Origin of the sequence: Streptomyces sp. NPDC005805 (assembly GCF_040630445.1) — a bacterium.
Taxonomy (GTDB): domain Bacteria; phylum Actinomycetota; class Actinomycetes; order Streptomycetales; family Streptomycetaceae; genus Streptomyces.
Map to the genome: position 1 here is coordinate 37,458 of NZ_JBEXXN010000057.1, position 13,088 is coordinate 50,545.

The following is a 13,088-nucleotide window of genomic DNA, read 5'->3' on the forward strand; positions in this document are numbered from 1 at the left end:
CGCCGCCCGTCGCCCGTCGCCCGTCGCCCGTCGCCCGTCGCCCGTCGCCCGTCGCCCGTCGCCCGTCGCCCGTCGCCCGTCGCCCGTCGCCCGTCGCCCCAAGTGTGCTCATCCTAGCGGGATGTGGTGCGGATGTGGGGAGGTTTTCGCAGGTCGGGGCGGTTTCCTCCGAGGCGTCGGACGGCATGGGCCGATCGTACCGCGCGGCTGTGGAAGGTCCCGGGCCGTGATCCCCGGCGCATTCTCGGCGGCTCTGTGCGGGTGGGCGCGGTGGCCCGGGAGGATGGCCCGTATGAACGAGTTGATGGTCGCGGCGGTCGCCGCGGGTGCCGCCGTCGTCGCCAGTGCCGTCACCGGCTGGTTCACCCGGAGCGCGGGGGAGCGGCAGGCGGAGGCCGCCCGGCGGGCGGGGGAGCGGCAGGCGGAGGCGCTGCTGGAATCGGTCCGGGTCACACTGCGCGGCGAGGCGACCGGACGGATACTGGAGGCCCGGCGCCAGACGTACACGCAGTTCCTCGGGGCGGCCGAGACGCGCATCCTGACCGAGCGGACGGGGCGCGGCCAGGCCGGTGACGACGCCCTGCTGGAACGTGCGCTGGGCGGAGTGCTGCTGGAGGGACCGGATGGCCCGGCCGCCGCGGCCCAGGACCTCGTGGACCGGCTGCGCCGCCGCGCGACCCCGGACGAACTCCGGCAGGCGAAGCTGGCGTTCGTGGCGGCGGCGCAGGAGGCGCTGGCCGAACTGTCCCCGCTGCGGGGGGCATCGGGGTGACGGGCAGCAGCGCTGCTCGGACACGACCTAAGGGGTGTCGCTCGGCCCGCCCGGCCGGAAGCGGACCGGTGCGTTGAAGCGGGCGCGGCGGGCGGCGCGGCGGAGGACGGTGAGGACGGCGGGGCCCGCGAGCAGGATGCACACGAGGTTGGTCACGGCGCGGCCGGTGTCCCAGCCCAGGGAGGTGGCGATGTCGAAGGCGAGGTAGCGCTGCCACTGCTCGGTGAACGGCAGCCCCGGCAGATAGGCGATCGAGCTGCCCGGGTCCAGCGAGAACGGCCAGAAGGACAGATTGAGCAGGAACCCGAAGAGGTAGCCGGAGAGCGAGCCGTACACCGCCAGCATCACCACCTCCCGCCGCCCGGTCGCCTTCGGCAGGAACCCGGCGAGCATGCCGACGAAGGCGCAGCCGAACATCTGGTACGGCATCCAGGGGCCGACCCCGCCGGTGATGAGGGCCGAGGCGAACAGGGACGTGCAGCCGAGGACGAAGCCGAAGCCCGCGCCGTAGACGCGGCCGGCCAGGACGAGGACGAAGAACACGGTCTCGATCCCGGCGGTGCCCGCGCCGAGTGGGCGCAGTGCGGCGTTCACGGCGGAGAGCACGCCGAGCATGGCGAGCGCCTTGGAGTCGATGCCGCCCTCGGCGATCTCGGAGAGCACCACGCAGAGGACGAGGACGAGGAGGACGCCGAAGATGAGGGGCGGGGCGTAGTTCGAGCCGAAGGTGCCGGGGGCGACGACGAACGGCCAGAAGAAGGCGACGAGGCCGAGGAAGGCGGCCATGGCGATGACGAGCGCGGCGCGGGGGCGGAGCCTGATGGCGGCGGATGCCGCCTCGCGGCGGGTGGGTGGGCACAGGGGCGCGTACGTGGGCGTGGCGGCCTCGACCGGGCCGGTCCCGACTGGACCGCCCTCAGCGGCAGCGGCCCCGGAACCGGGCTCGCCCGGACCGGACTTGGCGTGCGGCCTGCCCGGCCCGTCCCGGCCGGTCCCGGTTTCGGTGGAGTTCCGGCCGGCCCCGGTACCGGTGGCATCCCGGCCGGGCCCCGCGCCCGCCCCGTCCGGGCTCCTCACGACGTCGCCCCCGCGGCCGCTGTCGTGAGCAGGGATCGGGCCTGGTCGACCGTCAGGCACGGCAGCGGTGCCAGGATCTTCGCCACCTGCGGCGCGAAGACGGGCGAGGCGACGATGACCTCGTCCGTCGGCCCGTCCGCGACGATCTCGCCCTCCGCCATGACCACCACCCGGTCCGCCGCGCGCGCCACGAACTCCACGTCGTGCGTGGAGACCACCACCGCGCGGCCCTCGGCCGCGAGCGCGTCGACGGTGCGCACCAGCTGCGCCTTGGCCCGGTAGTCGAGTCCCCGGGTCGGCTCGTCCAGCAGCAGGACCTCGGGGGCGGCGGCCAGTTGGACGGCGAGGACCAGGGCCAGCTTCTGCCCCTCCGACAGGTCGCGCGGATGGGTCGCCCCGTCGATCCCCGGCGCCAGCCGGTCCAGCAGCTCCCGGGCCGAGGGGACCGGGCCGCCGTCCCCCGCCGTCTTCGCCGTCGTGCCGGACTCCTCGTCCGCCTGGGCGAGTTCCGCGTCCACGCTCTCCAGATAGAGGAGGTCGGTGGGCGTCTGGGGCACCAGGCCCACCAGCCGCCGGGCCTCCGCCGCGCCCAGTTCCTTCGGGTCCCGCCCGCCGGTCCGCGCGTCCGGCCCGACGCGCACCGAGCCGGCCGCGCGCGGTCCCGAGCCCTGGAGGGCCCACAGCAGCGAGGACTTGCCGGAGCCGTTGCGGCCCATCAGGGCCGTGACCTCCCCGCCGCGCAGTTCGAGAGCGGCCTCGCGTACGGCGGGCACGCCCCGGTACGTCACCGACACGCCCCGGGCGCGCAGCAGCACCGGCCGGTCGGGCGCGGGCGCGGGGCGGGCGGGCGGCGGGACGAGACCGGCCAGCCGGGACCGCAGGGGCGCCGCCGCGCGCCGGGCGTCCCGGATGGACAGCGGCAGCGGGGACCAGCCGGCGGCCCGGCCGAGTTCCACGACCGGCGGCGCGACGGTGGAGGTCCGGAACACCTCCTGCGGGGGGCCGTCGACCACGCGCCCGTCCCCGGGGAGGTGCAGTACCCGGTCCGCGTACTGGACCACCCGCTCCAGGCGGTGTTCGGCCAGCAGGACGGTGACGCCCAGGTCGTGCACCAGCCGGGTGACGGCGGCGAGCACTTCCTCGGCGGCGGTCGGGTCGAGTGCGGAGGTCGGCTCGTCGAGGACCAGGACGCGCGGGTGGGGGGTGAGAACGGAGCCGATGGCGACGCGCTGCTGCTGTCCGCCGGAGAGTTCGTACAGGGCCCGGTGGCGCAGGTCGGCGAGGCCCAGCAGATCGAGGGTCTCCTCCACCCGCTTGCGCATCACGGCCGGCGGCACCGCCAACTGCTCCATCGCGTAGGCGAGTTCCTCCTCCACCGTGTCGGTGACGAAGCCGTCCAGCGGGTCCTGGCCCACCACGCCCACGACATCGGCGAGTTCGCGCGGCGGGTGGGTGGCGGTGTCCCGGCCGTCGACGGTGACCCGGCCGTGCAGGGTGCCGCCGGTGAAGTGCGGGACCAGGCCGTTGACCGTGCCGAGCAGGGTCGACTTGCCGGCACCCGTGTGCCCGACGACGAGGCAGAGTTCGCCCTCCTCGACGGTGAGGTCCACGCCGTGCAGGGCCGGTCCGGCCGCGCCGTCGTACTCCACGCCGACCTGGTCGAAGACGATCATGCGGATTCCTTCGAGGGCGAGGCGGTCGGGGCGGCCGGGGCCGGGGCGGTCGGTGGCGGGGCGAGGAACCCGGCCGTCCCCGCCAGCAGGATCGCCGCCGCCGGCACCATGGGCAGCGTCGGCCAACTGAGCGGATAGAAGGACGGGTTGAGTGCCGCCGGGTCGTACCCGGTGTTGGCGAACAGCAGCACGGCCGACAGCACCCCGACCCCCGCCACGGCCCACTCCGGGAAGCGCCACGGGTCCGGCCGGTACGTGGTCCGGGTGACGCGCCGCCCGCCCAGCCGCAGGCCCGCCACGCACAGCAGCGAGCCGGCGGCCAGGGCGGGGAGTCCGAGGAGTGTCGGCGCGGTCGCGTCCAGCAGCCCGTACGCACCCGCGCACAGGCCGCACATGCCCAGCAGCATGAACACGCCGGTCAGACGGCGGGAGCGGCGGGTCGCGGTGCCGGCCCGGCCGTAGCCGCGCGAGTCCATCGCGGCGGCGAGCCGCAGCGAGCGTTCCAGGGCGTCCTCCAGCACCGGGATGACGATGCCGCGCAGCGCGCGCATGCCCTGGGCGCGGCCCGCCCGCAGACGGCGGGCGCGGGCGATCCGCTGGACGCTCTGCACGAGTTGGGGCGCGACGCTGATGGACACGGTGACGGCGACCCCGAGTTCGTACAGCGCGCCGGGCAGCACGCGCAGGGCCCGCTTGGGGTTGGCGAGGGTGTTGGCCGCGCCGATGCAGCAGAGCATGCAGGCGAGCCGCAGCCCGTCGGTGGCCGCGGAGAGCAGGGCCTCCAGTGAGACGGGGCCGCCGATCTGGATGCCCGCGTACCAGTCGGGCGTCGGGATGCGCGGCAGGGAGAAGAGGAAGTGGTCGCGCGGGGTGATGCCGGTCGCGAACACGGCCCGGAAGACGACGCGGATCGCGACCACCGTCAGCGCGAGGTACAGGTAGTACTTGAACCCGCGGGCCCAGGGGGCCTCGGTGCGCCGCATGGTGATGACATGGCCGAGGACGGCGAGGACGAGGAAGAGCAGCAGCGGGTTGTTGGTGCGGCTGACGGCGGTGGCGAGGGCGAGGGCCCAGATCCACCAGGCGACGGGGTGCAGGGTGCGGGGCAGCCGCCGCCCGCCCCCGCCCCCGCCCGGGCACGGGGGTCGGTGGCGGGCCGGGCCGGACGGGTCGGTGGCCGTGCCGTCGGCCGCGGTCGGGCGGGGCGGCACCGGGGTCCGGCCGCTCACTCCGCGCGGCGCCTGCGCCGGGCCGCCCAGTACGCGGCACCGCCGAGGACGGCGATCAGCCCGGCGGTGGCGACCACGGGCACGACGGACCCGGTGTCGTGGGCCGCGTCCGCCTTCGGGGCGGCGTCGACGACCTTCGCGGGCCCGCCGCCCGCGGCGGTGTCGGCCCGGTCGCCGGCCGAGGGGCCGGGGCTCGGGGTGGCGGACGGGGACGGCGACGGCGACGCGGAGGCCGACGGCGAGGGCTCCTCCTCCGACGGCTCCGGCTCGGGCTTCGGCGCGGGCGCCTCGGGGGCGGCGGCCGGCGGGCGTTCGGGCGCCGGGCCCGTGTCCGTACCGGGCGGCGGAGGAGCGGCGGTACGGGTCTCCTCGGGCGAGGTGGGCCGACTGCCGCCGATGGGCCGGGAGTTGTGCGCCCGGAGCTGGTCGGGGGTGACGGTGGGACGGCCGCTGGTGCCCTCGATGTCCGTCCCGCCGAAGATCCACAGATCGACGCTGCCGGGCTTGGGCTTGTAGAGCATGGCCCCGAGCTGGCTGTACTGCCAGTCGTTCTCGCCCGGGTCGGCGTGCCAGTAGGACCAGTAGGCGGAGGCGGGCGGGGTGAGGACGCAGTCCTCCTCGCGCGGGGTCGGGTACTGCCGGCCGCCCTGGTGGCCGCTGTAGCCGATGCGGCAGATGAACGCGGGGCCGTCGTGGCCGGTGCCGGTGGTCCGCCAGCCGCCCTGGTTGAGCAGCTCGTAGCCGGTGGTCGGCGTGGTCCCGCAGGACCGGTAGACCGGCCCGCCCCAGTGGCTGAAGTCCACGGCGAGCACCACCCCGGAGGAGGTGGTGCACTGCCCGATCGGCTGCGGCTTCGCCCCGGCGGGGGCGGCGCCCGCGCCGAGCGCGGCCGCGGTCATGGCGAGGGCGGCCCCCAGCCGGGCACCGCGCCCGCCGACCCGCCCGCCGACCCGCCCGCCCGCGCGCCCGCCGACCCGCCCGCCCGTGCGGCGACCGGGCTTTCCGCCGGGGACCGCGGTGGTGCGGCGACCGGGCCGCCCCCCGGCGGCCCGGGCCCCGCGCGCGGGAGCGGTCGGGCGGTCCGCCGCCGCGCCCTCGGCCCGCGCGGCGCGCCCGCCGGGCCGGGACGCCGGGGTGTCCGTGTCCCGGGCGGAGTATGACTCCGTGGTCCCGCTCGCGCCGAGTCGGCGAGCGGGCGAGCCCGTCTCTCCGGCGGATCGCCGGGCGGTGGCCTCCGGCATGGACCCGCTCGCGCCGTGCCGGGACGCCGGGGTGTCCGTGTCCCGGGCGGAGCATGACTCCGTGGCCCCGCCCGCGCCGAGCCGGCGAGCGGGCGAGCCCGCCTCTCCGGCGGACCGCCGGGCGGTGGCCTCCGGCATGGACCCGCTCGCGCCGGACCTGGGTGCCGGGGTGTCCGTGTCCCGGGCGGAGTATGACTCCGTGGTCCCGCTCGCGCCGAGTCGGCGAGCGGGCGAGCCCGCCTCTCCGGCGGACCGCCGGGCGGTGGCCTCCGGCATGGACCCGCTCGCGCCGTGCCGGGACGCCGGAGCGTCCGTGTCCCGCGCGGAGCGCGGTCCCGTACCCCCGCTCGCGCCCGGCCGGTGCGTCGGGGTGCTCACGTCTGCGGCGGAGCGCCGGTCCATGGCCTCGGCCACGACCCGGTCTCCGCGCCGGAGCCTGTTCAGGGCTGCGGTGATCCGGCCTCCGCGCCGCCACCCGGCGGCCCGGGTCGCCCCCGCGGCCCCGGACGACGGCAGTCGGCGAAACGTCGGTTCATCGGTCATGCCGGGCCTCCCGACTGCGCCGCGCGGCGCCTGCGCGCCGCCGTCGTCAGGAGCCGACCGCCCAGGACCAGCGCCGCCGCGACCGCCGCGAGGGCGGTCGCCTGGACGCCCGTCGAGGCGAGGCCGCCCCCGCTCCCGCCACCGTCCGCGAGGCCGCCCGTCCCGCCCGTGGTGCCACCCGACCCGTCGCCGTCCCCGTCGCCCGGGGTGACGATCACCGGCGCGGAGGCGGTCGGGGCCGGGGTGGGCGGCGGGGTCGTGCCGTCGAGGCTCCGGGTCAGGGTGCCGAAGGAGACGCCCGTCGAGCCGCCGATCGCCTGGGTGGAGGCCCGCAGGTCGGAGCCGCGCTGGCCCGCCGCTGCGACGTTGAAGCCGCCGTCCGCGTTCTGCTGCGCGGCCAGGAAGGCGCGCGCCTTCGCGATCCGGTCCGCGTATCTCTCCTCGTCCAGGGAGAGGCCCTGCACCGCGAGGGCCGCCGAGTTGACGGAGTTGCCCGCCGCGCCGGGGAAGCCGCCGTCCGGGAGCTGCTGGGACGCGATCCAGGCGAGCGCCTTGTCGACGGACGCCCCGGCGGCCGCCGCCCGCTCGCCCCCGACCAGGTCCAGGGCCATCGCGGCGATCGCCGTGGAGTCCACGTCGGAGTCGCCCGTCGCCGGGATCAGGCTGGGCCAGGCGCCGCTGCCGTGCTGAAGGGAGGAGAGGTATGCGACGGGCTCGGCCGCCGCCTCGGTCTCCCCGGCACGCAGCTGCGCGATGACCGCCAGGGACTGCGCGAACACCGAGGGCGCGTAGGTGTACGCGCCCTTCGCGGCGCAGCTCCGGTCCGGCGCCTCGCTGGGCTTCGCGCAGACGGCCTCGCCGAGGGCGGCGATCAGGTCCCGGCCGCCGAAGTCCCGCGGGTCCCGGCCGACCGCCTGCGCGAGCACCGCCGTTTTGCCGATGGACCCGGCGGTGGCGTGCCCGGTGCCCACGCCCGTCCAGTCGTGCACGGTGCGGCCCTCGCCGTCCTTGCCGCCGTCGTCGAGGAAGTCGACGACACCGCGCAGGGTGTTGTCCGCGAGTCCGGTCGCGGCGAGCGCGTACGCGCCGTCGATGGTGAGGCCGAAGTCGGCCCGCTGGGCGCCCGGGCCGGTGCCGGTGCCGTACCAGCGGCCCTGCCGCAGATGGCCCGGCGCGGTCAGGTAGGCGACCCCCTTCGCCAGGTCCGGGGTCTTCCCCGCAGGCTTGGTGGGCGTCGGCGTCGGCGTCGGCTTGGGCGTGGGGCCGGGCGTCGTCGGCGGGTCGGTGGGCTCCGGCTGCTTCGTGGTGAGCGTCAGCAGGCTGGTGCCGGCGCCCGCGAGGACGGCCGCGGCGGTCGGGTAGAACGCGCCCTCCTCGGCGCCCTCCTCGAACCCGAAGCCACCGTCCGGGAGTTGCTGCCGGGACAGCCAGGACACGGCCGCGTCGGCGCGGGACGTCTCGCCGAGGGCGCGCAGGGCCTGGGCGGCGTAGCCGGTCGCGATGACGCTGCCGGTGGGGGAGCCGGTCCAGCCGGGGAAGGCGCCGTCCTGCCGCTGGGCGGCCCTCAGATAGGCGCGGGCCCGGTCCACGGCGGCGTCGTGGCCGCCCGCGCCGTCGAGGGCGAGGGCGGCGAGGCCGGTGGTGGCGGGGTCGGGGTCGCAGTTCTCGCCGGGGCGGAGCAGCACATTGGACACCCCGCCGTTCTCGCACTGCGAGTCGGTCAGCCGGGCCAGCGCGGCGGCCGGCGGGGCGAGTTCGCCGCGCAGCAGGGCGAGGACGGCGAGGGACTGCACATCGGCGTGCGTGGTGTTGTGGAAGTCGCCCCTGGCCGTGCAGCCCGGGGTGGGGGAGCCGTCGCCGGGGCCCGCCGTGCACAGGTGCTTCACCAGGTCGCCGAGGAGGTCCCGGCCGTCCGCGTCGCGTGGGTCGCCGCCGGTGACCGAGGCGGCCAGGGCCAGGCGGGCGGCCGCGTTGGTGTCGGGCGCCTCGCCGGGGCCCGCGGGGTACGCGTAGGCGTCGGCCTGTCCGGCGAGGAACGCGGCGGTCCTCGCCGTGGCCGGGTCGGCGGGCGCGGCGGCGGCGAGCGCGTACGCGGCCTCCGTGGTGGAGAAGTGGTCGGCGGTGTCCGAGCCCTCGGGGACGACGCGTTCGCCGTCGGTGAGGCGGGCCTTCACCCAACTCGCCGCGCCCGCGAGGTCGACCTCGCCGGCCGGGACGGTCGGGTCCGGGCTCGGCCCGGGGCCCGGGCCGGTGCCGCCGGGCGCGCGCACGTCGTCGGGGCTGAAGTCGGGCTTGCCCGTGGACCCGCCGACGTCCGTGCCGCCGTAGACCCAGGCGTCCACGTCACCGGGCTTGGGCTTGCGGTCCATGGCGCCGAACTGGCTGTAGCTCCAGTCCTTCTGGCCGGGGGAGGCGACCCAGTAGGACCAGTAGGCGCCGGCGGGCGGGGTCAGCCTGCACGCCTCGGTCGCCGGGGTCGGGTGCTGCGTCCCGGAGGCGAAGGAGCCGTGCCCGATGCGGCAGATGAACGCCGGGCCGTCGTGCTCGGTGCCCGCCGTGCTGAAGCCGCCCTCGTGGAGCAGTTCGTAGCCGGTGGTCGGGGTGGTGTCGCAGCCGCGGACGACCCCGCCGCCCCAGGGCCCGAAGTCGACGGCGACGATCGCGCCGGTCGTCGGGGTGCAGTCGTCGATCGGGTCCGCCGCGGCGGGCGGCGCGCCGTACGCGCCCAGGCCCGCGCCGACGGCGATCAGCAGAGCGGCGAGCAGGGCGGACAGCCCGGCCCCGGCCCCGCGCCGGTCTCTTCGCGCTTCGGTCCCCACCACGACCCCTCGTCTCCGCCGGAGACCGGGCACGTGGTGATCGCCCCCCACGGCAGTGGTGCTCGGGCCACCGGGGAGCTGGTCGACCACGCCGTAGTCCGCGACGGCGCTTCTCGCTGAAGAACGTCGCCCCAGGCATTCCGGCTCGCCCGGGCGAGCACGCCTGTCCGGGCCTACGGTTGCGGGTCAGCGCCGGACTTCGACCGGCTTCCCCTGGAGCTGTGTGATTGTCAGCCGGATTGCAGCACGGGTCCCGACGCACCGTCAAGACGGCCTCCGTCTCACCCTCCTGGCGATCGGAACCCGGTTCCGGAACCCGCTTCCGGGAGCCGCTTCCGGAACCCGCTTCCTGGAGCCTGTGGCGCGGGTCGGCGGACTCGGGTAGCGTCCTCGCCTGCCATGTGGGGGAACCTGGTGCGAATCCGGGGCTGACGCGCAGCGGTGTGGGGCGGCGGGACCGCCCCGAGCCCGAATGCCCGTGTGGCGACGCAGTTCCAGGAAGCCGTTACCTCGCGCTCGGACGGCGGCCACTGCCTCCGTCCCCGGGGACGGGCGGACGTGTCCGGCGTCCCCATCCCAGGAGCAGGCCATGAACCGCACCCGCACCCGTGTCCGGACCCTCAGACGCACCGCGCTCGCCGTGCCCGCCGCCGTGGGGGCCTTCGCCCTCACCGTGCTGCCGGCCTCGGCCACCTCGACGCCCGCCCAGATCGCCACGTCCAAGACGAACGGTGTCGCCTATCTGAAGACCCTTCAGGCGGCCGACGGCTCCTACGCCGGGAGCGGACTGTCCAACGAGTGGGCGTTCAGCGCCTTCGCCGCCTCGGGCACCGCCGCCGCCGACGTCGCCCCCGGCGGCGACCTGACGAAGAACGCGCGCACCGTCTACCGCAACCTCCTCGCCACGCCCGGCTGGCCGTCCGGCTCCCCGGTCGTCACCGACTACGAGCGCGGCACCCTCAACGCCTACGCGGCGGGCATCGACCCGGCCCGCGTCTCCGCGTCCCGCAACCTGATCGCCGACATCTACGGCTACTGGCAGACGGCGGAGGCCGGGTACTTCGGCCCGTCCGCCAACTACAACGGGACCGTGTTCGCGGCACTCTCCCTCGCGGGCGCGAAGACCCGGACCGGGGTCCGGCGGGTGCCGCAGGCCCTCCTGGACCGGATGGTCAGCCGCGTCCGGGCCAACCAGCACAACGACGGCGGCTGGAACTACAGCAAGGCCGAGGGCAACCCGACCGAGCTGAACAAGGCGAGCGACATCGACATGACCGGCGCGTCGATGGCGGCGCTGTGCGTGTCCGGGGTGCCGAACACCGACCCGGACATCGTCCAGGCGAAGAACTTCCTCAAGGGCAAGCTGGTCAGCAACTCCGGTGCGTTCAACGCCATGTTCGGCGTCAACACCAGCTCCAACGGGTGGGCCGTCTCCGGTCTGAACGCCTGCGGCATCAACCCGCAGACCGGCGACTTCCTCACCGCCATGGGCAAGACCCCGATCGACTTCCTGATCGCCCAGCAGTTCAACCCGGGCGGCGGCTTCCGGTACCTGCCGGGCGACACCTCCCCTTCGGCGTACTCCTCCATCGACGCGCTGCGGGCCGTCGCGGGCGGCGGCTTCACCGCGACCCCGCCGGTGCCGGTCACCTCCGGCGCGCCGCAGTGGGTCGGGCAGAGCACGTTCACGGCGGGGACGGCGACCAAGCTGGCGCTCACCGTGGACGACGGCGCGGGCGGGCTGAAGGTCTGCTCCGTCGCTCTCACCCCGACGGGCACGACCACCACCCTCGGCGCGGTCCTCGGCGCGGCGGGCTCCTCGGCGACCCCGGCCGGCTGTGTGACGAGCGTGGCCCCGTCCTCGGGCACGGGCACCATCACGGCGGTCAACGGCAAGGCGAACAGCGGGGCGAACACCTGGAAGGTGAGCGTCGACGGTTCCTCCTTCGCGTCGGCGACGCGCGGCAAGGTGATCGGCGTCGGGGACACGATCGCGCTGCGCTGGGGCGCGTGACGCGGTAGCGCCGGCGGTCGCCGGTCGCCGGTAGCCGTGACCGGGTGCCCGGGCCCGGCGGACCGGGGTGGGGAGGCGGGCCGGGTGCCGGACCCGGGGTGGGCCGGGGGCGTGCGCGGGTGCCGCCGCGCCCGCCCGTGCCCCGGCCCCCGCGCCCCATCCGTGGCAGGATCGAAAGCATGACCTCACACTTCGATGTCGTTGTTCTGGGCGCCGGGCCGGGTGGGTACACGGCGGCGGTGCGGGCCACCCAACTCGGCCTGAGCGCCGCGGTGGTGGAGGAGAAGTACTGGGGCGGTGTCTGTCTCAACGTCGGCTGCATCCCGTCCAAGGCGCTGCTGCGCAACGCCGAGCTGGCGAACATCTTCACCCGCGAGGCGAAGACCTTCGGGATCACGGTCGACGGCAGCGTCAGCTTCGACTACGGCCAGGCGTACCGGCGCAGCCGGCAGGTCGCGGACGGCCGGGTCAAGGGCGTCCACTACCTGATGAAGAAGAACGGCATCACCGAGTACGACGGCCGCGGCACCTTCACCGGTCCGAACACCCTGGAGGTGGCCCTCTCCGACGGCGGTTCGCAGACGGTGACCTTCGACCACTGCGTGATCGCGGCCGGCGCCACCACCCGGCTGCTGCCCGGCACCTCCCTGAGCGACCGCGTGGTCACCTACGAGGAGCAGATCCTCAGCGAGGAACTGCCCGAGGACATCGTCATCGCGGGTGCGGGGGCCATCGGCGTCGAGTTCGCGTACGTGCTGAGCAGCTACGGCGTGAAGGTGACGATCGTCGAGTTCCTGGACCGGCTGGTGCCGCTGGAGGACGCGGACGTGTCGGCCGAACTGGCCCGGCAGTACCGGAAGCTGGGCATCCAGGTTCTCACCTCCACCCGGGTGGTCTCCATCGACGACGGCGACCCCTCGGCCAAGGTCCGCGTCACCGTCGAGCGCGACGGCAAGCAGGAGGTGCTGGAGGCCGACAAGGTCCTCCAGGCGATCGGCTTCGCCCCGCGCACCGAGGGCTACGGCCTGGAGAACACCGGTGTGAAGCTCACCGACCGGGGCGCGATCGACGTGGACGGTCGCGGGCGGACCAGCGTCCCGCACATCTTCGCGATCGGCGACGTCACCGCCAAGCTGATGCTCGCGCACGCCGCCGAGGCGATGGCCATGGTCGCGGTGGAGACCATCGCGGACGCGGAGACCATGGAGCTGGACTTCACCATGATCCCGCGCGCCACCTACTGCCAGCCGCAGATCGCCTCCTTCGGCTGGACCGAGGCGCAGGCGAAGGAGCAGGGCTTCGACGTGCAGGTGGTGAAGTTCCCGTTCACCGCCAACGGCAAGGCGCACGGCCTCGGCCACCCCACCGGCTTCGTCAAGATCATCAGCGACAGGCGGTACGGGGAGATCCTCGGCGCGCACCTGATCGGGCCCGAGGTGACCGAGCTGCTGCCCGAACTGACCCTGGCCCAGCAGTGGGACCTCACCGTCCACGAGGTCGGCCGGAATGTGCACGCCCACCCGACCCTGGGCGAGGCGGTGAAGGAGGCCGTCCACGGACTGGCCGGACACATGATCAACATGTAGCCCGACCCCGGCCCCGACCCCGCCCCCCGGCGGGCGGTGGGGGCGCCGCCCCCCCCCCGGGGGGGGGCCCGGGATCGCTGGCGCAGCCTGACGACACCATCACAAACATCTGGTAGCTGTTATAGATTGTCGGC

8 protein-coding genes and 2 riboswitches are annotated in these 13,088 nt (G+C 75.6%); of the genes, 3 read left to right on the plus strand and 5 right to left on the minus strand.

Annotation, left to right across the window (positions count from 1 at the left end):
• Window positions 1-292 precede the first annotated feature (292 nt).
• Entirely contained in the window at window positions 293-772 is a 480-nt protein-coding gene (locus tag ABZ457_RS25305) for a hypothetical protein (protein WP_359161372.1), read from the plus strand.
• Between the two features lie 27 nt (window positions 773-799).
• On the opposite strand, the gene ABZ457_RS25310 is transcribed toward ABZ457_RS25305, so the two are convergent.
• The 5 genes from ABZ457_RS25310 to ABZ457_RS25330 form a co-directional block, all read right to left on the minus strand.
• Entirely contained in the window at window positions 800-1,558 is a 759-nt protein-coding gene (locus ABZ457_RS25310) for an ECF transporter S component (protein ID WP_359161375.1), read from the minus strand.
• 287 nt (window positions 1,559-1,845) lie between these two features.
• The gene (locus ABZ457_RS25315; RefSeq protein ID WP_359161378.1) at window positions 1,846-3,522 is read right to left on the minus strand and encodes an ATP-binding cassette domain-containing protein; all 1,677 of its coding nucleotides are present in this window, start codon (window positions 3,520-3,522) and stop codon (window positions 1,846-1,848) included.
• Window positions 3,519-4,631, minus strand: a complete 1,113-nt coding sequence (locus ABZ457_RS25320; protein ID WP_359161400.1) for a CbiQ family ECF transporter T component — start codon at window positions 4,629-4,631, stop codon at window positions 3,519-3,521. The genes ABZ457_RS25315 and ABZ457_RS25320 overlap by 4 nt, the downstream gene beginning before the upstream one ends.
• Window positions 4,632-4,747: 116 nt before the next feature.
• The gene (locus tag ABZ457_RS25325; RefSeq protein WP_359161380.1) at window positions 4,748-5,650 is read right to left on the minus strand and encodes a hypothetical protein; all 903 of its coding nucleotides are present in this window, start codon (window positions 5,648-5,650) and stop codon (window positions 4,748-4,750) included.
• Window positions 5,651-6,531: 881 nt separating this feature from the next.
• Complete coding sequence (locus tag ABZ457_RS25330) at window positions 6,532-9,300, minus strand: prenyltransferase/squalene oxidase repeat-containing protein (protein ID WP_359161403.1); 2,769 nt, start codon at window positions 9,298-9,300, stop codon at window positions 6,532-6,534.
• Between the two features lie 187 nt (window positions 9,301-9,487).
• Window positions 9,488-9,569, minus strand: a riboswitch (cobalamin riboswitch).
• A gap of 189 nt (window positions 9,570-9,758) precedes the next feature.
• Window positions 9,759-9,832, plus strand: a riboswitch (cobalamin riboswitch).
• 111 nt (window positions 9,833-9,943) lie between these two features.
• Between ABZ457_RS25330 and ABZ457_RS25335 the strand changes: the two genes are divergently transcribed.
• The gene (locus tag ABZ457_RS25335) at window positions 9,944-11,368 is read left to right on the plus strand and encodes a hypothetical protein (RefSeq protein WP_359161383.1); all 1,425 of its coding nucleotides are present in this window, start codon (window positions 9,944-9,946) and stop codon (window positions 11,366-11,368) included.
• A 179-nt stretch (window positions 11,369-11,547) separates the two neighbouring features.
• Complete coding sequence (gene lpdA, locus ABZ457_RS25340; protein ID WP_359161386.1) at window positions 11,548-12,954, plus strand: dihydrolipoyl dehydrogenase; 1,407 nt, start codon at window positions 11,548-11,550, stop codon at window positions 12,952-12,954.
• Window positions 12,955-13,088: the final 134 nt, after the last annotated feature.